This window comes from Microbacterium sp. NPDC056057 (assembly GCF_042266945.1).
In the GTDB taxonomy this organism is placed as follows: Bacteria; Actinomycetota; Actinomycetes; order Actinomycetales; family Microbacteriaceae; genus Microbacterium; species Microbacterium trichothecenolyticum_C.
Genome location: NZ_JBHJWS010000001.1, coordinates 984,268 through 1,004,942, shown reverse-complemented (window position 1 = coordinate 1,004,942; position 20,675 = coordinate 984,268). Strand labels below are relative to the sequence as shown.

Genomic DNA, 20,675 nt, shown 5'->3' with positions numbered 1-20,675 from the left:
CGAGTATACCGCCGGTTCAGCAGGTATTTTGGGGGGGTGACTTCGGACGACACGCCTGCACCCACGCGTCGCGCGCGACGCGCGCAGACCGGTGCCGTCCCGGTTTCGGGTTCCGAAGACGCGCCCGACGGCGGCATCCTCACGATCCAGACGGGTGAGACGGACACGGTCTACCCGCCGTCGAGCACCGCTCCGGTGGACGTCACCGCGGTCGCTCCGACGATCGCGACGGTGCCCGTCGCCGACGTGCCGACGGTCGCGACGTGGAACCCCGCGGAGCTCGTCGAGCCGTCCGACTTCGCGCTTCCGGCGATCACGACCGCGCCGACAGCCGCCGAGGTCGCCGGCGAACGCACCGCGCTGGTCTGGGTCGACGAAACGCTCGTCGAACATGGTGCCGCACCCGCCGACCTGACCGCGGCCGCGACCCCGTACGTGGCGGTCGAGACCGACCTCCTCTCCGACGCCCCGCGTCGCTCCCCGTTCCGCGCCGCCGTCGTGGTGCCCACGCTCGCGATCGCGGCGGTCGTCGGCGCGTACGCGGCGACGACCCTGCTGTGGCCGCTCCACGCCGTCGCCCCCACCGTCACCGCGATGGAGGTGCAGCCGATCGCGGCGCCCGCCGCCGGGCCCGCGTGGCCGGCCGAGGGCAGCGCGGCAGAGGCGGTCGCCGGCATCCCGGGAACGCTCGCCTCCACGGCCGACCCCGACGCGATCGCCAGCATCACCAAGATCGTGACCGCGCTGGTCGTGCTCGAGGAGATGCCGCTCGCCGTGGGCGAGCAGGGGCCGGAGTACCGCTTCACGTCGGCGGACCGCTCGCGCTACTGGCAGTACCGCGCAGGCGGCGAGTCCGCGCTCGACGTCCCCGCGGGCGGCTCCCTCACCGAGTACCAGATGCTCGAGGGCATGCTCATCGGCTCGGCGAACAACTACGCCGACCGGCTGGCCCAGGGCATCTGGCCCTCCGACGCCGTCTACGCCTCCGCCGCCAACTCCTGGCTCACCGCCCACGGCGTTCCCGGGATCACCGTCCGCGAACCCACCGGCATGGACTCGCGCAACGTCGCGAGCCCCGAGGCCCTCGTGACGCTCGCGCAGAAGGCTCTCGCCAACCCGGTCATCGCCGAGATCGTCGCGAAGCAGTCCGTCGACCTCCCGGGCGCCGGGCACGTCGAGAACACGAACGGCCTCCTCGCCGATCCGGGCGTCGTGGGCCTCAAGACCGGCACGCTAGACGCGTGGAACCTGCTCTCGGCGAAGGACGTCACGATCGGCGACAAGACCGTGCGCCTCTACGCGTCGGTGCTGGGTCAGCCGAACGACGAGGCCCGACTCGCCGCGTCCCGCGCGCTGTATGCGCAGATGGAGGCGGAGCTGCAGCCCAAGCCCTCCGTGACGGCGAGCACCGTGGCCGGCCAGGTCGAGACGCTGTGGGGCGACAAGGTCGACATCGTCACCTCCGGAGACGCCTCCGTGATCCTCTGGAACGGCGGCAGCGGCACCGTCGCGACCACCTACGACCTCGGTGACAGCCGCGACGCCGGCGATGTCGTCGGCTCGCTCAGCGTGACCGGACCGCTCGACGCCACCACCGTCGACCTGAAGCTCGCTGCCGAGATCACCGATCCGTCGCCGTGGTGGCGCCTCACGCACCCGCTGGACCTCTTCGGTCTCAACGGCTGAGCCGCCGCCGAGACCCGCTCAGGCGGACGGGTGGCCCACGACGCCCTTGCGCAGCAGCGCGTTGCCGTATTTGCGCGTCTCGCCGGTGCGCACGATGACGTACGCGGTCTTCGCGAGCTCGTAGTACTCGAACCGGTCGACGTAACGCGGATCGTCGACGCCCGCCGCGGCGGCGAGCTCGCGCTGGACATCGAGCACCTCGCCGTCGGCCGACGCCATGAGATCCAGCGCGGGTGCGTCGTCGAGCGGCACCACGCTGCGCACGGCCGCCAGCACCTCGGGCGTCGTCGTTCCTGGCAGATCGATGACGCGTGCACCGATGGCCCACGCCGGGAAGTGCGCGTCGGCGATCACGACCGCGTCGGAGTGGCCCATGCGGTCGAGGTGGAGCAGCAGCTCCCCGGTCAGCAGGGGGTTGATGCCCTCGAGCATGAGGATCCCTTCGTCAGCGGATGAGGCCGTCGGCGGCGAGATCGTCCCACAGCGCGGCGGGGATGTCGATCGCCATGAGCTCGGCGTTGCGGCGCAGCTGCTCGGGACGGCTGCCGCCCACGACGACCGAGCGCACCGCGGTGTCGCGCAGGGCGAACTGCACCGCCGCCGCGGGCAGCGGCACGTCGTGCGCTCGGCACACGGCGAGGATCGCCTGCAGACGCTCCCACAGGGGCTCCGGCATCCGTCCGTACTCGTACCGGTCGGAGCGCTCCGGCTCGTCTTTCGCGAGAAGTCCCGAATTGAAGACGGATGCCGCCACCACCCCGGTCCCGCGCTCGTGACACGCGGGTAGCACGGCGTCGGCGGCCGGCTGCTCGAGCAGCGTGTAGCGGCCGGCGATCATGATGAGGTCCAGATCGGCGCTCTCGACGGCCGCGGCGAGCGCCTCGCTCATCATGGAGCCGATGCCGATCGCATCGACCGCGCCCTCGGTGCGCAGCTGCTCGAGCGCGGGGAACGCCTCGCGGAGCGCGAGGTCGAGGTCGTGGCGCTCGGGATCGTGCAGGTAGAGCACGTCGACGCGATCGAGGCCGAGGCGCTCCAGGGATTCCTCGAGGCTCGCGCGGACGCCCGCCTCGGAGAAGTCCCATTCGCGGCGGAGCGCCGTCGGCACGTGGAAGTCGGCGGCGACATCGAGGCCCCCGTCGTCCTCGGGGTTGGGGCGGAGCAGACGCCCGGCCTTCGTCGAGATCACGAACTCGTCGCGCGGCTTGGTCCGCAGGAACGCGCCCAGGCGCCGCTCGGACAACCCCAGCCCGTAGTGGGGAGCGGTGTCGTAGTAGCGGATGCCGCTCTCCCACGCCGCGTCGAGGATGGCCCAGGCCTGGTCGTCGCTGAGCTCACGGAAGAGGTTGCCGATGTTCGCCGCGCCGTACCCGAGCCGGGTCAGCGCGGGGAGTTCAGGCCGCGGCATCCGTCGTCCCGAACTCGTACTCGGCGCGGCTGGCCGCCTTCATCTCCATACCGGTGCCGGGCGCCGTCGGTGCCACATACATACCGCCGCGGACCTCGGTCGGCACGACGAAGTGCTCGTGGAGGTGGTCGACGTACTCGATCATTCGACCTTCGCGGGTGCCGGTGACGGCGACGAAGTCGAACATCGAGAGGTGCTGCACGGCCTCGCAGAGACCGACGCCGCCCGCGTGCGGGCACACCGGAATACCGAACTTGGCAGCCAGGAGCAGGTTCGCGATGTTCTCGTTGACGCCGCCGACGCGCGCCGCGTCGATCTGCATGACCGAGATCGCGCCGGCCTGCAACAGCTGCTTGAAGATCACGCGGTTCTGCGCGTGCTCCCCCGTCGCCACGCGCACCGGCGCGATGCCGCGCGCGATCTCGGCGTGGCCGAGCACGTCATCGGGGCTCGTGGGCTCTTCGATCCACGCGGGCTCGAACTCGGCGAGCGCGTTCACCCACGCGATCGCCTCGGACACCTCCCAGCGCTGATTGGCGTCGATCGCGATCGGGAAGCCCTCGCCGCAGACCTCGCGCGCGACGCGGAGGCGACGGATGTCGTCGTCGAGGTCGGCGCCGACCTTGAGCTTGATCTGGCCGAAGCCGTCGGCGATCGCCTCCCGGCACAGGCGCGCGAGCTTCTCGTCCGAGTAGCCCAGCCAGCCGGGGCTCGTCGTGTACGCGGGGTAGCCGGTGGCGAGGAGCTCCTGCTCGCGCTCGGCCCGACCGGGCTCGGCGTCGCGGAGGATCTGCAGCGCATCCTCGGGGGTGAGGGCGTTCGTGAGGTAGCGGAAGTCGACGAGCGCGACGAGCTCCTCGGGGCTCATGCGCGACAGCAGCTGCCACAGCGGGAGTCCGGCGCGCTTGGCCTTGATGTCCCACAGCGCGTTGACGACCGCGCCGATCGCCATGTGCATGACGCCCTTCTCGGGGCCGAGCCAGCGCAGCTGCGAGTCGCCGATGAGCTCCCGGTTGGTCGCACCCATGTCGTCGAGGATCGGCTCGAGCTCGCGCCCCACGAGGTGCGCGGCGAGCGCGTCGAGCGCGGCGACCTGCACATCGTTGCCACGCCCGATCGTGAACACGAAGGCGTGTCCCGAGACACGGTCCGCAGCGTCCGTCACGATACGGAGGTAGGCAGCCGAGTAGTCGGGATCGGGGTTCATCGCGTCGGAGCCGTCGAGGCTCAGCGACGTGGGGAATCGGATGTCTGTCGTCTCGAAGGCGACGATGCGGCTCACGGGGCGTTCTCCAGCGGTTCGCGGTTCGGGGAGTCGAACCGCTCGAAGTGTAAACATCGGATGTCTATACTGTCAATCACGCCCGCGGGCCACGGCGGCACCGACGCCGCCCCGCATCGAGAAATCCAGGAGAACCATGAAGTTCGCGCGCCTCGGCGAGTCCGGCAGCGAGATCCCCGTCGTCATCGACGGCGACCGTCACCTCGATCTGCGTCCGCTCACATCCGATGTCGACGGGGGATTCCTCGCCGATGACCCCGTCGGCCGCACCTCCGCCGCGCTCACTGCGGGGCTCCTCCCCGAACTCGAAGGCGCCGCCGATCTGCGCATCGGCGCCCCGATCGCGCGTCCGAGCGCGGTCATCTGCATCGGCCAGAACTATGCCGCGCACGCGCGCGAGTCCGGTGCGGAGCCGCCGACCGTGCCGATCATCTTCCTCAAGACGCCGAACACCGTCGTCGGACCGAACGACGCCGTGACGATCCCCCGCGGCAGCGAGAAGACCGACTGGGAGGTCGAGCTCGGCGTCGTGATCGGCCGCCGCACCGCGTATCTCGACAGCCCCGACGAGGCCGACGCGCACATCGCCGGCTACGTCGTCGCCAACGACGTCTCGGAGCGCACCTTCCAGATGGAGATCTCGGGCGGACAGTGGTCGAAGGGCAAGATCGCGCACGGCTTCAACCCGACGGGCCCGTGGCTGGTCACGGCCGACGAGGTCGACGCCCAGAACCTCGGCCTGAGGAGCTTCGTCAACGGCGAACCCCGGCAGGACTCGAACACCAGCGACATGATCTTCGACGTGCGGGCCATCGTGCATCACCTCTCGCAGTTCGTCACCCTCGAGCCCGGCGACCTGATCCTCACCGGCACGCCGCAGGGCGTGGCGTTCGGCGGCACCTTCCCGTACCTGAAGGCGGGCGACGTCGTCGACATCGAGATCGACGGTCTCGGTGCGCAGCGCCAGGAGTTCGTGGCATGGGAGGCCGCGCGATGAGCGGGCAGCAGCTGAACGGCCTCGTCGCCGTCGTCACCGGAGGCGCGTCGGGCATCGGCGCCGCGATCGCCACCGCGCTCGCGGACGAGGGCGCCGAGGTCGCGGTGCTCGATCTCGATCCGTCCGGTGCAGACCCTCGGTTCGCCGCGTTCGCCGCGGACGTGTCGGACCGCGCCGCGGTCGACCGGGCGATCGCCGAGGTCGGGGAGCGGTTCGGGCGCATCGACATCCTCGTCAACAACGCGGGGATCGGCGCGCAGGGCGACATCGCGGCGAACGACGACGCCGAGTGGGCGCGCGTGCTCTCCATCAACGTCACCGGCATCGCCCGCGTCACGGCGGCGGCGCTGCCGTGGCTTCGGACGTCGCCGTCCGCCGCGATCTGCAACACGTCGTCGATCGCGGCGACCGCGGGCCTGCCGCAGCGCGCGCTGTACAGCGCCTCGAAGGGCGCCGTGCTCTCGCTCACCCGTGCGATGGCCGCCGACCACCTGCGCGAGGGCATCCGCGTCAACGCCGTCAATCCCGGCACCGCCGACACCCCGTGGATCGGCCGCCTGCTCGCGAGCGCTCCCGACCCCGTCGCCGAGCGCGCCGCACTCGAGGCCCGCCAGCCACACGGCCGCCTGGTGTCGGCCGCCGAGGTCGCCGGCGCCGTGCTGTACCTGGTGAGCCCGTCGTCGGCCTCGACGACCGGCACCTACATCGAGGTGGACGGCGGGATGTCGCCGCTCCGCCTCCGCCCGGCCGGCTCCTGACTCATCGCGCCAGGCGGTAGATCGCGCCCCCGGCCGCGGCATCCGTCCCACAGGTCAACCGGGCTTCCACATGACCGATTCCAGGCTGAAGCTCCTGCCGAACTCCGGTTGACCTGTCGAACGAGCGGGCGGCGTGGGGACCTCGCAGCCGCGTCGATGAAGACGGGGAGCGCGATGGATGCCGCTACCCCAGGCCGTAGACCCGCTCGGCGTTCTCGGCGAGCATCGCCTTCCGGTGGCGCTCGCCGACGCGGTCCTCCAGCCACGACGACACCGTGTCGAGCCAGCGCCCGTACGGACCCGATACCGGCCAGTCGCTGCCGAACAGCAGACGGTCGGGGCCGAAGGCATCGAGCGCCACGTCGAGGAACGGCCGCATCTGGGCCTCGGTCCACTCACCGGGAGACTCCGCGGGCAGGCCCGAGAGCTTGCACACCACGTTCGGGCGCTGGGCCAGGTCGCGCAGCGACTCCGCCCACGGGGTGCCGTCGGCGGGGTCGGCGGCGTCCGGCGAACCCACCTCGGGTTTGCCCAGATGATCGAGCACGATCGTGAGCTCTGGCAGCGCGTCGGCGAAGGCCACCAGATCGGGCAGCTGCGTCCAGCGCACGCCGGCATCGAAGGTGAGCCCGGCGGATGCCACGGCCCGCGCGCCACGGAGGAACCCGGGTCGCAGCCCGAATCCGTCCGGCTCGGACTGCAGCAGCCGCCGCACCCCGACGACGAGCGGCCGCTCCGCGAACGCCGCGAGATGCTCGTCGGTGGCGCCGGGATCCTCGAGGGGCGCGCGCGCCACGATGCCGCGCACCGGCACACGGTCCGTCAGCGAGGCGACCCAGTCGACCTCGGCGATCGACTGCTCCGGAGCGCACTCCGCCTGCACGAACACGAAGCCGCAGTCCGCCTCGGGGGCGTCCTGCAGGGCGACGTCGAGCTCGTCGGGTCCGAAAGATCGGAGCAGAGGTCCTTCGAGCCACTCGTAGGTCAGGACCTCGGGGTCCCAGAGATGGAGGTGTCCGTCCACGACTCGCATGCCACCATCATGCCGTCGACGCGCGGTGGTCACAGCTGGGCCCCCGCCCCCGGAGGCCCGCCGCGGCGCGCCAGCGGCGCGGTGAGGGGGAGCGGGGATCGATCTTCCTGACATCGGATGTCTAGGATGGGCCCGTGGCCGTCACCGACGAAGCGATCGAGAAGATCAAGGACATGATCGTCCGCGGCGAGCTGGCGCCGGGATCGCGCCTGCCTCCCGAGAAGGACCTCGCCGAGCGGCTGGGCCTCTCGCGCAACTCGATGCGCGAGGCCGTCAAGGCGCTCGAGGTCATCCGCGTGCTCGACGTGCGGCGCGGCGACGGCACGTACGTCACGAGCCTCGAGCCGAAGCTGCTGCTCGAGGCGATCTCGTTCGTCGTCGACCTGCACGACGACGACTCGCTGCTCGAGATCTTCGCGGTCCGTCGCGTCCTCGAGTCCCACGCGACGGGGCTCGCGGCCCAGCGTGCGGACGACGACGACGTGGCGGGATTGGATGCCGAGATCCGCGGTGTCGCGACCGACACCGACATCGAGACCCTGGTCGAGCACGACGTGCGCTTCCACAGCGCGATCGCGCGGCTCGCGGGCAACGACTACCTGGCGAGCCTGCTCGAGAGCCTCACCAGCCAGACCGTGCGTGCCCGCGTGTGGCGGGGGCTCACCCAGGCGGGCGCGGTCGAGCGCACGCTCGCCGAGCACCGCGCGATCCTCGACGCGATCGCCGATCACGACATCGAGCTCGCCACCTCGGTGGCCCAGGTGCACATCTCGGGCATCGAGCGCTGGCTGCGCCAGGCCCGCGACGCCTGAGCCTCGACGCAACGCCTGGAGGCAGCATCCGTCCACTGCACGTGATGTCACCGAGATCACACGCTATGCACGCGCACGACGTGTGCACTCGGTGAGAGCACACGATGCGGACAGCCGCGACGCCCGCCGCGGGCTCTACGCGAAGCGCACGGTCTGCTGCAGGCGCGTGCGGTAGTCGAACACCTCGTTGCCGCCGACGTCACGGGCGCCCGTGATGCCGCGACGCAGCACCGTGGCCAGGGCGCTGCGCGAGACGACGGCGACGCGCACACCGCGCACGCGGCCGATCTCGTCGATCGGGGTGAGCACGTCCTCGTCGGGAAGCACGACGATCGCGCCGCTGAAACGCACGCCCGCGGCGCGCGAGATCACCCGCATGCGCGAGAGCAGCTCGGCGAGCGGCGCGCCGGGCACGCCGTCGCCGACGAACTCGCCGCGGCGGATGCGCGCCGGGCCGCCGAAGTCCTCCGACAGCACGCCGTACAGGCCGCTCGGGCCGAGCACGATGTGGTCGATCTTCGCGTCGGGGTCGGTCCCTCGCCCGGCCGCCGCCACGTCGTGCCACACGGTGTATCCCATGCCGAGGTCGGCCACGATGCGGGCCGTCGCCTCCTCGGCGAGCGCGTCGGCCAAGAGGCGCCGCAACGCCACCGGGGCCGAGCGCACGAGCGCGGGGTCGTACGGGTCCTCGAGCGTGACGCCGCGGCCGGCCCACTCGCGGATCAGGGTGAGGTAGCGCTCGCGGCGCCAGCCGCCGGGATGCCCGTAGGAGCGTGCACGCGGACGGGTGTCGGTGCGCGCCGCGGGCGGTCGCCACCCCGACCACTCGGGAGCCGCCGCCTCGCCGAAGCCGTGCCCGCGGTCGTACGCCGCGCGGGCCTCCGGCGTGCCGACGAGCTCCCACGCCCGCTGCACCTGGATGAACACCGCCGCGTCGCCGCCGGTGTCGGGGTGCGTCTGCCGCAGGCGCAGTCGGTACGCCTTGCGCAGGGTCTCCTCGTCGACCTCGGGGGCGACCGCGAGCACCTCGTACGCCGACGCCGAGAGCGGACTGTCGAACACGTGCCCTCCCCCGGGACTGCGATGACGGATGCTGCGTGCCGCTGCCTGCGGCGGGACTCAGGTTACGTCACGCCGGGGTATCCGGGCGCCGCTCGTTGCGGCGCGCATATGCGGCCGCGCTGCGGCTCGACAGGGCGAGCAGCAGCAGGATGTCGATGCTCAGCGACAGGAACGTCCCTTGGATCTCGATCTCCTGCCCCTGCGCCCACCACGCGGTGAACGATGTGCTGATCGACAGCACCGCGATGAACATGACGAACACGCGCGCCCAGTTGTAGCCGCGGAAGACGAAGAACGCCAGCGCGAGGTCGATGAGGAGCACGGTCGCCCCGGTGCCGATCACGAGCCACAGCGCGGCCTGCTTCCCTTCCGGCGTCGGATCGAAGCCCTCGAGCACGGAGTCGGGATCGGAGAGGATCGCGTCCCATCCGGTCGCGATGCTGACGAGCACCACGACGCCGGCGATCACCCGCAGCACGATGAGCAGAACGCCGGCCACCGTCGAGATCGGGCGCGTCATCTCCGGGTCGAAGCGCGGCGGCTTGAGCAGTCGCTTGGCGGGTTCGTACGCGGGCCGCTTGTGCGGCGCGGGCAGCTCGGCGGTCATGCCGGCACCTCCCCCGCGCTCTCCGCGCTCTCCGCGCTCGGCTCGACCGCGCGCACGTCCACGATGGGGAGGTCCCCGTCGGTGCGGATGCTGTCGCCGCCGCCGTTGCGGGCGTGATAGCCGGTGGCGAAGTCGGGGATGACGTCCACGGTGACGCGGGAATCGGCATCCGTCACCGTCTGGACGATGTGGTCGCGCTCGACGTCGGTGTCGGCGTCGATGCGGTGGGTGACCTGCAGCGTGAACAGCGACAGCCCGACGCTGGTGTCGAACGTGCCGGCGGCGAGCCAGTCGACGCGGCGCCCGCCGGGCAGCAGCCAGTCGTCGGGGCAGCGCCAGAATCGCACGTGGTGGCGCTGGGCGGGATTCCCGTCGACCTCCTGCTGGTAGGCGAAGTCCTGCTGGCGTCCGAAGAGGAAGAGCGGGCTCACCGGCGCCTCGTCGTAGCTGCGACGCGTGAGCGTCGACGTGATGATGCGCCACGACGAGCCGAGCGTCACCGGGTCGGCCTCGGTCCAGCCGGCGGCCTCGAGCGATGCGCGGATCTGGTCACCGGTGCCGTGGAACGCGAGGTTCACGGGGTCGCCGAGCAGTCCGTCACTGGTCCGGGTGCGGCCGATGAAGTAGTCCGGCACGTAGATCGTGGTGAGGATGCGGTGCAGCCGCGGCAGCACCAGATACGCGAGCAGCACCCAGAACGCGAGGAAGAACGGGATGCCCCACCACCCGACGTGGAACGTCTCGGTGAGGCTGAGATACGCGAGCCAGAGGGCCGCGAGCCCCGCGAAGACGAAGAAGAACCAGTCGATCGCGACCCCGATCGAGTAGCTCCTCCGCCGCCGGGTGCTCACGATCCCTCCTCGCCGCCGACGTCCGCGTCAGTCCCAGAGCGGAACGTCGGGCCGGTGGCCCAGCGCGATCTCGGCGACGTCGTCCGGCAGGTCGGCGAGGGTCGCCGGCCGCCAGTTCGGCGTGCGGTCCTTGTCGATCACCTGCGCCCTGATGCCCTCCGGCAGGTCGGGCTGGGTCGTCGCGAACCACATCACCAGGCCGTACTCCTGGTCGAGCGCGTGCCTGAGCCCCGGCAGCTCCCGCGCGCGCCGGATCGCGGCGAGCGTCACGGCGAGACCGGTCGGCGACAGTTCGCCGAGCAGATCGGCGGTGGCGGATGCCTCGGGCTCGGGGCGCGCCCGCAGCCTCTCGACGATCTCGACCACCGTGTCGGCCGCGAACGCGTCGTCGATCCACTCCCGCGCGGAGATGAGCTTCGAGGGCGCCGGGGTCTCGTCGAACAGCAGGACGAGCTCCGTCGGGCTGGACGGGTCCGCCCGCGTCTCGAGCGCATCTCGGACCGCGTCGAGGTTCTCGTGGGGCACGTAGTGGTCGGCGAATCCGGCGTAGATGGCGTCCGAGGCATCCATCACCGCCCCCGTCAGCCCGAGGTACTCGCCCAGGCGGCCCGGCGCGTGGGCGAGCAGCCACGTGCCGCCGACGTCGGGGGTGAAGCCGATGCGGGTCTCGGGCATCGCCAGCTGCGAGCGCTCGGTCACGATGCGGATCGCGGCGTGGCCGGCGACGCCGATGCCGCCTCCCATCGTGATGCCGTCGGCGAAGGCGACGAAGGGCTTCGGGTATTCGGCGATGCGCGCGTTGATCGCGTACTCGGCGCGGAAGAACACCGCCGCGTCGTCGGCGCGGCCGCTCGTGACCTGCTCGGCGAGGCCGCGCACATCGCCGCCGGCGCACAGTCCGCGATCGCCGGCGCCGTCGAGCAGCACCACGTCGACTTCGGTGTCGTGCTCCCATGCGTCGAGGGCCGCGTGCAGCTGCTCGACCATCCCCAGGTTGAGCGCGTTGATCGCGCGGGGCCGGTTGAGGGTGAGGCGCCCGAGCCCTCCGCTCGTGCTCACGAGGACGGTGGGCTCCGCGGCTGCTTCGGCGAGGTCGGTCACGAGCGCAACGTTACCGGCAGGGCGAACTTCTCCCACGCTGAGACCGGATTTCCGCCAGGATGGGACGGAGTTCTGCTGTGAGTCCGCAATGGAGCGGCCCCGTACATTGCCCCGCGGGTTGTCGCCCACGACCAACGAGAGGGTTCGGCATGCCCGACGGCCAGTCGCTGGAGTTCTCAGGTGTCACCAAGCGCTTCGGCGCCGTCACTGCGGTCGCAGGCCTCACAGCTCGGGTCGACCCCGGAATGGTCACCGGATTCCTCGGCCCGAACGGCGCAGGCAAGACCACGACACTGCGGATCCTCCTCGGGCTCGTCAAGGCGACGGACGGCCACGCCACGATCGGCGGCAAGCGCTACGCCGAGCTCGACAAGCCGCTGCAGACCGTCGGCGCGGTGCTCGAGGCATCCAGCTTCCATCCCGGCCGCACCGCCACCGCGCACCTCACCATCTACGCCCAGGCCGCCGGCATCACGAGGTCGCGGGTCGGCGAGGTGCTGGACCTCGTGGGACTGACGGATGCTGCCAACCGCAAGGTCGGCGGATACTCGCTGGGCATGCGCCAGCGCCTCGGCCTCGCGTACGCGCTGCTCGGCGACCCGGGCGTGCTGGTGCTCGACGAGCCGGCGAACGGACTGGACCCCGAGGGCATCCGCTGGATGCGCGGCTTCCTCCGCCAGCTCGCGAGCGAGGGCCGGACCGTGCTCGTCTCGTCGCACCTGCTCGCCGAGGTGCAGCAGACCGTGGACGCGCTGCTGATCATCTCGCGCGGACGCCTCGTGTTCCAGGGCGGCGTCGACGAGCTGACGGACCCGCGCGAATACGCCACCGTCGTCGATGCTCCCGATCGGGCGGCGCTCGGCGCCGCGCTGAAGGCCGCCGGCGTGCCGTTCGAGGTGCTGCGCTCCGGGCTCACCGTGCGCGGCGTCGACCCGACCGCGGTCGGCGCGGCGGCCGCCGCCGGCGGCGTCGCGCTCTCGGCGCTGCACCGCCGTGGCCCCGCGCTCGAGGAGGTGTTCCTCGATCTCGTCAACGGCACGCGCATGCATCCGAGCGCGGCCGGAGGCGTGGATGCTGCGCCCCTGGCGCCGACCGTCGGGGAGACGGCCTCCGAAGCCGACGAGGCGGCCGAGTCGGCGCTCACCGCGGCCGCGCTCGACGCTGAAGCCACCAGCGCACCCGGGGCTGCGACAGCCCTCGCCGCCGCGGCCGGCGCCGCCTGGGTCTCCGAGCCCGACGAGCCCGGTGAAGACAGCGAGCCCGAGGCGCCCATCGCACCGGCGCCCGTCGCCTACGCGGTCGCGAGCACGGGCGTCATCGACATCGTGCCTTCCGCGGCCCCCGAGGACGCCGAGCCGGAGCCCGAACCCGCATCGGAGACCGAGCCCGAGCCCGCATCGGAGACCGAGCCGGAGCCCGACGACGAGCCGCAGCCCGAACCCGCATCGGAGACCGAGCCGGAGCCGGCCTCGGAGCCCGCCGACCCGTGGGCCCCCGAGGACGCGGACCCCGACGTCGAAGCCATCGGCGAGATCGACGACGAGCTCTCGACGCCCGAGCCTCCCGACGCCGACGACGACCGCCCGTGGGAGCACTACGTCAAGACCGACTCCGACATCGAGGCCGACGCGTTCTTCGCCGCCTTCGACCACACCGCCGCCGCGCGAGAGTCGGAGCTCGCCGCCGAGCCCGAGCCCGAGCCCGAGCCCGAGCCCGAGCCCGAGCCCGAAGCATGGATACCGCCCGAGGCCGAGGCCTTCGAGGACGCCGTCGGCCACACCCCGCACGCGGAGACCGCCGAACCCGAGCCCGAGCCGGGCGCCGAGGCATCCATCTCCTCCGAAAGCGACCCGGCGGCCGACGCCGTCACCGCACCCGCCGACGGGGAAGGGGGCGACCGATGAGCCTCACCGCCGCCACCCGCGCCGAGAGCACGAAGCTGTTCTCCACGAGCATCTGGTGGATCCTCGCGATCGTCCTGTTCGCGTACGTCGCCTTCACCGCGGCGGCGCTCGGCTTCGTCTACGCGGCCGCCGCGACCGGGTCGCTCCCCGGCAACGCGCCGCCGATTCCCGAAGAGGGCCTCGCGGCGACCCTCTACAGCACCGCGACCACCGTCGGCTACGTCTTCCCGCTGCTCGTGGGCACGCTGATGGTGACGGCGGAGTTCCGCCACAAGACCCTCACCCCCACGTTCCTCGCCACGCCGCGCCGCGCCCGCGTGCTCGTCGCCAAGCTCGCCGTCGGCGTGCTCATCGGCGTCGTGCTCGGCCTGATCGGCATCGTCGCGGCGGTCGGCACATCGGCGGCGTTCCTCGCAGGCTTCGGTCTCGAGACCGACATCACCTCGCCCGACACCTGGGCGATGCTGGGACGGATGCTGCTCGCCTACGTCCTCTGGACGCTCATCGGCGTGGGCGTCGGCGCCCTCGTGCGCAATCAGGTGGGCGCGATCGTCGGCGTACTGGTGTTCACCCAGTTCATCGAGCCGATCGGGCGCACCGCCGCCGCGTTCGTCGAGGGCCTGTCGGATGTCACGCGCTTCCTCCCGGGAGCGGCGAGCGATGCGCTGGTCGGTGCGAGCGTGTACGCGGCGACGATCCCGCAGGGCTCAGCGGACCCGCTCGAGTGGTGGGTGGGCGGGCTCGTGCTGCTCGGCTACGCAATCGTGTTCGTCGTGCTCGGCCACCTGGTCAGCTGGCGTCGCGACGTCAGCTGACCGCTCCTGGAAGGTCAGACCGCCGGAGCCGGCGCCGGCGTCTTGCGCCCCCGCGGCTTGCGCTCGGCGACGACCGGGATCGTGCCCGTCTCGGCCGCGATGTCGACGACGTCGGTCGGCTCGGCCGCGACCTCGACCCGCAGGGCCTGCACGAGCGCGAGGCCGTGGCGCGTGGTCAGGATGACCCGCTGGAACTCGGGGTGGCCCTCGAGGTCGATCACGACACTGGGCCGGTGACGGCGGATGATCGCGAAGTCGTCGCCGCCCGCGGAGCGCCAGGTGCCGGCGGCGATGATTCCGCGCACGTGGGTTCCGGGGCTCGGGATGCCGCGCAGCCACGTCCAGGCGTCGTCGGTGAGCTGCACCTTGGTGATGGTCGAGCGCTCGATGACGACATTCCCCTTGCGGAATGACAGGGCGCGCTCGGACACCGACAGCACGACCTCGAGCTGCGTCGAGTCGAGCAGCAGCGTCACCATGTGCCCAGTCTGCCAGCGCGGGCGCCCGGAACCGGACTGATTTGCTTACGGGAGGGCAACGATCCAGCGCCCCGGGGTCCGCAGGCGGTGCAAGACTGGATCGGTGACCGTCGTGTCCCCCTCCGTCACCGCGTCCCCCAGCGCGGCCTCGCCCATCGCCGTCGACGCAGCGCTCGCGCGCGCCGCGGCCGGCGAACGTCTCGACGTCGCCGACGCCGAGATGCTCCTCGGCGCGACGGGCGAACGGTTCGAGCGTCTGCTGGAGATCGCCGGGGAACTGCGCGATGCCGGGCTCGCAGCATCCGGTCGTCCTGGGGTGATCACGTACTCGCGCAAGGTGTTCGTGCCACTCACGACCCTGTGCCGCGACCGCTGCCACTACTGCGTGTTCGTCGACACCCCCGGGCAGCTCCTCAAGAAGCACAAGCCCGCGTACATGTCGCCCGAGCAGGTGCTGGCCGTCGTGCGCCAGGGCCAGGCGATGGGTTGCAAAGAGGTGCTGCTGACCCTCGGCGACCGTCCGGAAGACCGCTGGCCCGAGGCGCGCGCCTGGCTCGACGAGCACGGGTTCGCCTCGACGATCGAGTACGTCGCGCACATCGCCCGCCTGGTGACCGCCGAGACGGGCCTGCTCGCCCACGCCAACCCCGGAGTCATGAGCGCAGACGAGCTGCGGATGCTGCGTCCCACCGCGCCGTCGATGGGCATGATGCTCGAGACGACCTCGCGCCGCCTGTTCGAAGAGCCCGGGCAGGTGCACTTCGGCTCGCCCGACAAGGACCCGGCGCTGCGGCTCGAGGTGATCGACGCCGCCGGACGCGAGCGGGTGCCGTTCACCACCGGCATCCTCGTGGGGATCGGCGAGACCGTGCGCGACCGCGCCGAGTCGCTGGTCGCGATCCGCGAGGCCCACGAACGTCACCAGGTGGACGGACAGGGGCACGTCCAGGAGGTCATCGTCCAGAACTTCCGCGCGAAGCCCCGCACCGCGATGCAGGGCGCACCCGACGCGGAGCTGCTCGAGTACGTCGCGGCGGTGGCCGTGGCCCGTCTCGTGATGGGTGCTCGGATGCGCATCCAGGTGCCGCCGAACCTCTCGGACACGACGGAGTTCGGGCTGCTGGTGCGCGCGGGCGCCGACGACTGGGGCGGCGTCTCACCTCTCACCGCCGACCACGTGAACCCCGAGCGCCCCTGGCCGCACCTCGACGACCTCGCCCGTAAGACGGCGGAGCTCGGCTTCGAGCTGCGCGAGCGCCTGACCGCCCAGCCCGAGTTCGTCCTCGCCGGTGAGACGTGGATCGACCCCGCTCTGCGCCCCGCGGTCGCTGCCCTCGCGGATCCCGAGACCGGGCTCGCCGCCCCCGGCCGCGCCGCCGTGCCCCCGGCGTCCCCCTCCCCCACCCCGTCCACGGTCCCGCTCTCCTCTGTTCCGCAGTCGCTTTCGGCGGATCGGGACCCGGGCGACCCGCACGAACTGACTGCGGAACCGCTGGGTCTGAGCCCCAACGGGCCGATCGCTCCGCAGTCACTTTCGGCGGATCGTGAGTCGGCGGACTCGCACAAGTCGACTGCGGAACCGCGGGGGGCGAGGGCGCGGACGGTGAAGCAGCTCGCCGAGGCCGCGGCGGCGGACCCGCTCGCGCTCGACGACGCGGAGTGGGTCGCCCTCCTCGAGGCGTCCGGCGACGACCTCGACGTGCTCGCGGCGACCGCCGACGACGTACGCCGCTACACCGTGGGCGAAGCGGTCACCCTCGTGGTGAACCGCAACCTCACCTCGACGGGCCTCCGCGCCGCGGCGGCCGACGACCCGACGACCTTCACGCTCGACGACGTCGAGGCGATCGCGGCGGACGCGTGGGACCTCGGCGCCTCCGAACTCTGCGTGCAGGGGCTCCTCCCCGCGTCGGAAGACCCCTCGGGCTATCTCGACATCGCTCGCGCGGTGAAGGCCGGGGCTCCCGGCATCCATCTCCACGCCTACCGCCCTCAGGACGTGCGTGACCTCGCCGACCGCTCCGATCTGTCGCTCGACGCGGCCCTCGCCGCGATGCGCGAGGCGGGCGTCGACACCGTGCCGGGCACGGGCGTCAAGGTGCTGAGCGAGCGCGTGCGCGGGCTGGTCGCGCCGACCGACCTCGAGATCGACCGCTGGATCGAGGGCCTCACCGCGGCGCACCGCGCCGGATTCCGGTCGACGAGCGTCATCTTCTACGGCCACGTCGAGACCGCCGCCGAGCGCATCGCGCACCTGCGGCAGCTCCGGGCCATTCAGGACGCTTCGACCGGCTCAGCGTCCGGGGGTGGGTTCAGCGAGTTCGTGCCGATCCCGCTCCCTGGACCCGCCGGCGGCGTCTCGCTCGTTCCCGGCCGCGCAGCGCTCGACGAGCACCGCGCCATGGTCGCCGTCTCACGGCTGCTGCTGTCGGGCAGCATCCCGCACATCCAGATCCCGTGGACGCGCGTCGGACGCGAGGCATCCGTCGTCCTGCTGCAGTCCGGCGGCGACGACCTCGGCGGCACCCTGCTCGACGGCCGCGTGAAGCCCGAGGCCGGCATCGAGAACGGCCTCGAACTGCCCGTGACGGAGGCCTCGGCGATGGTCGCGCGCCTGTTCCGGCCGTTCCGCCTGCGCACAACGACCTACGGTCAGGTGGGCCCGCGGTGACCCGCGTCGAGGTCGCGATCGTCGGTGCGGGGTTCGCCGGGATCGGGGTGGCGTCGGCGCTGCGCCGCGCGGGCCGCGAGGACTTCGTCGTGCTGGAGCGGGCAGCATCCGTCGGCGGCACGTGGCGCGACAACACGTATCCGGGCATCGCGTGCGATGTGCCCTCGCACTTGTACGGCTTCGCGGCCCACCCGAACCCCGCGTGGTCGGGCACGTACGCGAAAGGCGCGGAGATCCACGCGTACCTCGAGCACGTCGTCGACGCCGACGGTCTGCGCGACCGCGTGCGCCTGCGCACGCCGATGCGCACGGCCGAATGGGATGCTTCGCACGACGTGTGGCGACTCACCACGCCGTCCGGCGTCATCACGGCCGACGTGCTCGTGCTCGCGTGCGGACGCCTCACCGAGCCGACGATCCCTCGGGTCCCGGGCCTCGAGCACTTCCCCGGGCCGCTGTTCCACTCCGCGCGCTGGGACCACTCGGCCGATCTCGTCGGCGCCCGCATCGCTGTCGTCGGCACCGGTGCGAGCGCGGTGCAGATCGTCCCCGAGCTCGCGCGCACCGCGGCGCACGTCACCCTCTTCCAGCGCACACCCGCCTGGATCGTGCCGCGCGGCGGCGACGCCTACTCCGACGCCGACCGCGCCCGGTTCGCCGCAACGCCGCCGGAGCTGGAAGCACTGCGGGCCGACCTCTACGCCGAGGGCGAGGCGCGTTTCGCGTCGCGCTCGGGCGACTCCGCCGCGGCCGCCGAGGCGGAAGCCGTGGCGCGCGCGCACCTGGAGCGCCAGGTCGCGGATCCCGCGCTGCGCGCCGCGCTCACCCCCGACTACGCGTTCGGGTGCAAGCGCGTGCTGCTGTCGGACGACTTCTACCCCGCTGTCGCGTCCGAGGCCGTGACGCTCGTGCCGGAGGCGCTCACCGAGGTGGACGGCTCGACGCTCGTCGCCTCCGACGGCACCCGCCACGAGGTCGACGCGCTCGTCCTCGCAACGGGTTTCGCCTCGACGCGCCAGCCCTATGCCGAGCTGGTCAGTGGTGAGGGCGGCGTGACGCTCGCCGAGCACTGGTCGGGCGGCATGACGGCCTTCGCCTCGACGGTCGTCGCCGGCTTCCCGAACCTCTTCGTTCTCAACGGGCCGAATGCCTCGCTCGGCCACTCGTCCTCGGTCCTCATGCTCGAGGAGCAGGCGGGCTACGTCACGCGCGTCCTCGACGCCCGCGCCGGTCGCGCGCTGCGCGTCGACCCCGACGCCGAGCGCACCTACACCGACGAGATCGCGGTGGCCGCAGCATCCACCCGCTGGATGACCGGCGGCTGCCGCAACTGGTACGTCGACGAGCGCTCGGGCCGCCTCGCCCTGCTGTGGCCGGGCACGGTCGACGCGTTCCGCGAGCGGCTCGCCCGCGCCGACGGCTCCGAGTTCCTGCCTGAACCCGCCATCGAAGGGATACCCGCATGACCGTTCCGCTGCGCTTCGGCTACAAGGCGTCCGCCGAGCAGTTCGGCCCCGCCGAGCTCCTCGACTACGCGATCCAGGCCGAGGAGGCCGGGTTCGACTCGGTGTTCATCTCGGACCACCTGCAGCCGTGGCTGCACGACGGCGGGCATGCCCCGGCATCTGTGCCCTGGCTCGGCGCGCTCGGCGCGAAGACCTCGCGCGTGCTCATCGGCACGTCCGTGCTGACGCCGACGTTCCGGTACAACCCGACCGTCGTCGCCCAGGACTTCGCGACGCTCGGCGTGATGTACCCGGGCCGCGTGATCCTCGGCGTCGGCACGGGCGAGGCGCTCAACGAGGCGAACCTCGGCATCACGTGGCCCGATCCGCCGGAGCGGTTCCAGCGGCTCAAGGAGGCCATCGGCCTCATCCGCCGGCTGTGGTCCGAGGACCGCGTGAACTTCGACGGCACGTATTACACGGCCCGCAACATCACGATCTACGACAAGCTGCCCGAGCCGGTGCCGATCTACATCGGCGCCGCCGGGCCCGCGGCGACGCGCCTCGCCGGCCGCATCGCCGACGGCTTCATCACCACGTCAGGCAAGAAGCGCGAGCTGTACACCGACACGCTGCTGCCCGCGCTGCACGAGGGGCTCGAGAAGGCCGGCCGCCCGGCCGACGCGATCGACACGCTGATGGAGATCAAGGTCTCGCTCGACGAGACCATCGAGGCCGCGAAGGAGAAGACCCGCTTCTGGGCGCCGCTCGCCCTCTCCCCCGAGGAGAAGATGGGCGTCGACGACCCCATCGAGATGCAGCGGCTCGGCGAGGCGCTGCCGATCGAGCGCGCCGCGTCGCGGTTCATCGTCTCGGACGACCCCGACGAGCACGTCGAGCGCATCGGCTGGTACATCGGCCTCGGTTTCCGCCACCTGGTCTTCCACGACCCTGGCCACGACCAGGGCGCCTTCCTGCGGATGTACGGCGAAGAGATCCTCCCGCGCCTGCGCGCGAAGTACACGTGACCCCGCTGTTCGGCCGGCGCAAGCAGAAATCCACGGATTCCGACGTCGACCACTCCGATCCCGCTGCACGGCGCGCCGAGGTCGACGGATCCGTGGAGTCTCGCCGCCCGCGCTGGGTCGTCGTGGTGCCGGTCAAGCCGTCGGTGCGCGCGAAGTCGCGGCTCGACGTCGACGGCGTGGGTCGCGCCGACCTCGCCCGCGCCATCGCGCTCGACACGCTCGCTGCGGCGACCGCGTGCGATCTCGTCGCGCAGGTCGTGGTGGTGACCGACGACGCCGCCCTCGCGCGTGACGCCGCGATGATCCCGGCGCTGCGATTCGTCCCGGAGGGCGACGCGCGCGGACTCGACGCCGCGGTCGCGGCGGGCGTCGCGGCGATCGATCCGAACGGACGGATGCCGCGCGCTGCCCTGCTGGGCGACCTCCCGGCACTGCGGCCCGCCGACCTCGCGAACGCGCTGCGGGCCGCAGCATCCGTCCCCCGCGCCGTCGTTCCCGACGCGGAGGGCACCGGCTCGACGCTGGTCACCGCGGGACCAGGCACCCCGTGGGACTCGTCGTTCGGCGACGGCTCGTTCGCACGGCACGTCGCGCTGGGATGCGAGCCGCTTGCGATTCCGGATGCCTCCACCCTGCGTCGCGACGTCGACACCGCCGCCCAACTCGACGCCGCCCGCGCCCTGGGCCTGGGCCCGCGCACCGCTGCACTCCTCACCTCCTCCCCCGGATAGCCTGG

At 72.1% G+C, this 20,675-nt stretch carries 19 protein-coding genes; 10 read left to right on the top strand and 9 right to left on the bottom strand.

The features are described from left to right. Positions 1–36: 36 nt before the first annotated feature. Positions 37–1,686: a D-alanyl-D-alanine carboxypeptidase gene (locus tag ACFC1K_RS04300; protein ID WP_375870584.1), complete on the top strand. Its 1,650-nt coding sequence runs from the start codon at positions 37–39 to the stop codon at positions 1,684–1,686. 18 nt (positions 1,687–1,704) lie between these two features. On the opposite strand, the gene ACFC1K_RS04295 is transcribed toward ACFC1K_RS04300, so the two are convergent. From ACFC1K_RS04295 to ACFC1K_RS04285, 3 genes are read right to left on the bottom strand one after another with little or no spacing between them, the layout of a single operon-like run. Next, positions 1,705–2,118 carry an RbsD/FucU family protein gene (locus ACFC1K_RS04295; RefSeq protein WP_375870583.1) on the bottom strand — a complete coding sequence of 138 codons (414 nt, stop codon included), beginning with the start codon at positions 2,116–2,118 and terminating at the stop codon, positions 1,705–1,707. 13 nt (positions 2,119–2,131) lie between these two features. Continuing rightward, positions 2,132–3,094 carry an aldo/keto reductase gene (locus ACFC1K_RS04290; RefSeq protein WP_375870582.1) on the bottom strand — a complete coding sequence of 321 codons (963 nt, stop codon included), beginning with the start codon at positions 3,092–3,094 and terminating at the stop codon, positions 2,132–2,134. Next, complete coding sequence (locus ACFC1K_RS04285; RefSeq protein WP_375870581.1) at positions 3,081–4,376, bottom strand: enolase C-terminal domain-like protein; 1,296 nt, start codon at positions 4,374–4,376, stop codon at positions 3,081–3,083. The genes ACFC1K_RS04290 and ACFC1K_RS04285 overlap by 14 nt, the downstream gene beginning before the upstream one ends. Positions 4,377–4,512: 136 nt before the next feature. Between ACFC1K_RS04285 and ACFC1K_RS04280 the strand changes: the two genes are divergently transcribed. Together ACFC1K_RS04280 and ACFC1K_RS04275 are read left to right on the top strand one after the other, a co-directional pair. Next, positions 4,513–5,373, top strand: coding sequence for a fumarylacetoacetate hydrolase family protein (locus tag ACFC1K_RS04280; RefSeq protein ID WP_375870580.1), 861 nt, complete (start codon positions 4,513–4,515; stop codon positions 5,371–5,373). Further along, positions 5,370–6,131 carry an SDR family NAD(P)-dependent oxidoreductase gene (locus ACFC1K_RS04275; RefSeq protein ID WP_375870579.1) on the top strand — a complete coding sequence of 254 codons (762 nt, stop codon included), beginning with the start codon at positions 5,370–5,372 and terminating at the stop codon, positions 6,129–6,131. The genes ACFC1K_RS04280 and ACFC1K_RS04275 overlap by 4 nt, the downstream gene beginning before the upstream one ends. A 184-nt stretch (positions 6,132–6,315) precedes the next feature. Here the strand turns inward: ACFC1K_RS04275 and ACFC1K_RS04270 are convergent, their stop codons facing one another. Further along, positions 6,316–7,164, bottom strand: coding sequence for an amidohydrolase family protein (locus tag ACFC1K_RS04270; RefSeq protein ID WP_375870578.1), 849 nt, complete (start codon positions 7,162–7,164; stop codon positions 6,316–6,318). A 134-nt stretch (positions 7,165–7,298) separates the two neighbouring features. On the opposite strand from ACFC1K_RS04270, the gene ACFC1K_RS04265 reads away from it, so the two are divergent. Next, entirely contained in the window at positions 7,299–7,976 is a 678-nt protein-coding gene (locus tag ACFC1K_RS04265; protein WP_375870577.1) for a FadR/GntR family transcriptional regulator, read from the top strand. A gap of 135 nt (positions 7,977–8,111) precedes the next feature. Here ACFC1K_RS04265 and ACFC1K_RS04260 read toward each other — a convergent pair whose 3' ends face one another. The 4 genes from ACFC1K_RS04260 to ACFC1K_RS04245 form a co-directional block, all read right to left on the bottom strand. Then, positions 8,112–9,038, bottom strand: a complete 927-nt coding sequence (locus tag ACFC1K_RS04260) for a DnaJ domain-containing protein (protein WP_310286205.1) — start codon at positions 9,036–9,038, stop codon at positions 8,112–8,114. A 67-nt stretch (positions 9,039–9,105) separates the two neighbouring features. Continuing rightward, on the bottom strand, positions 9,106–9,645 hold the full coding sequence (locus ACFC1K_RS04255) for a hypothetical protein (RefSeq protein ID WP_375870576.1): 540 nt from the start codon (positions 9,643–9,645) through the stop codon (positions 9,106–9,108). Then, the gene (locus ACFC1K_RS04250; RefSeq protein WP_375870575.1) at positions 9,642–10,496 is read right to left on the bottom strand and encodes an LssY C-terminal domain-containing protein; all 855 of its coding nucleotides are present in this window, start codon (positions 10,494–10,496) and stop codon (positions 9,642–9,644) included. Before ACFC1K_RS04250 ends, ACFC1K_RS04255 begins: the two co-directional genes overlap by 4 nt. Positions 10,497–10,523: 27 nt before the next feature. Further along, positions 10,524–11,597 (bottom strand): enoyl-CoA hydratase/isomerase family protein, encoded by a 1,074-nt coding sequence (locus ACFC1K_RS04245; protein WP_375870574.1) that lies wholly within the window; start codon positions 11,595–11,597, stop codon positions 10,524–10,526. Between the two features lie 149 nt (positions 11,598–11,746). Here ACFC1K_RS04245 and ACFC1K_RS04240 point away from each other — a divergent pair, with 149 nt between their 5' ends. Continuing rightward, positions 11,747–13,501 carry an ATP-binding cassette domain-containing protein gene (locus ACFC1K_RS04240; protein WP_375870573.1) on the top strand — a complete coding sequence of 585 codons (1,755 nt, stop codon included), beginning with the start codon at positions 11,747–11,749 and terminating at the stop codon, positions 13,499–13,501. Further along, the gene (locus tag ACFC1K_RS04235) at positions 13,498–14,316 is read left to right on the top strand and encodes an ABC transporter permease (RefSeq protein ID WP_375870572.1); all 819 of its coding nucleotides are present in this window, start codon (positions 13,498–13,500) and stop codon (positions 14,314–14,316) included. Before ACFC1K_RS04240 ends, ACFC1K_RS04235 begins: the two co-directional genes overlap by 4 nt. 14 nt (positions 14,317–14,330) lie before the next feature. On the opposite strand, the gene ACFC1K_RS04230 is transcribed toward ACFC1K_RS04235, so the two are convergent. Next, complete coding sequence (locus ACFC1K_RS04230; RefSeq protein WP_310286216.1) at positions 14,331–14,795, bottom strand: hypothetical protein; 465 nt, start codon at positions 14,793–14,795, stop codon at positions 14,331–14,333. Positions 14,796–14,898: 103 nt separating this feature from the next. Here ACFC1K_RS04230 and cofG point away from each other — a divergent pair, with 103 nt between their 5' ends. The 4 genes from cofG to cofC are packed head-to-tail and all read left to right on the top strand — an operon-like array spanning position 14,899 to position 20,670. Beyond that, positions 14,899–17,466, top strand: a complete 2,568-nt coding sequence (cofG, locus tag ACFC1K_RS04225; RefSeq protein WP_375870571.1) for a 7,8-didemethyl-8-hydroxy-5-deazariboflavin synthase CofG — start codon at positions 14,899–14,901, stop codon at positions 17,464–17,466. Then, a complete protein-coding gene (locus tag ACFC1K_RS04220) occupies positions 17,463–18,932 on the top strand; it encodes a flavin-containing monooxygenase (RefSeq protein ID WP_375870570.1) in 1,470 nt (489 codons plus the stop codon). Before cofG ends, ACFC1K_RS04220 begins: the two co-directional genes overlap by 4 nt. Next, the gene (gene fgd, locus ACFC1K_RS04215; protein WP_375870569.1) at positions 18,929–19,939 is read left to right on the top strand and encodes a glucose-6-phosphate dehydrogenase (coenzyme-F420); all 1,011 of its coding nucleotides are present in this window, start codon (positions 18,929–18,931) and stop codon (positions 19,937–19,939) included. The genes ACFC1K_RS04220 and fgd overlap by 4 nt, the downstream gene beginning before the upstream one ends. Then, complete coding sequence (gene cofC, locus ACFC1K_RS04210; protein ID WP_375870568.1) at positions 19,936–20,670, top strand: 2-phospho-L-lactate guanylyltransferase; 735 nt, start codon at positions 19,936–19,938, stop codon at positions 20,668–20,670. Before fgd ends, cofC begins: the two co-directional genes overlap by 4 nt. Positions 20,671–20,675: the final 5 nt, after the last annotated feature.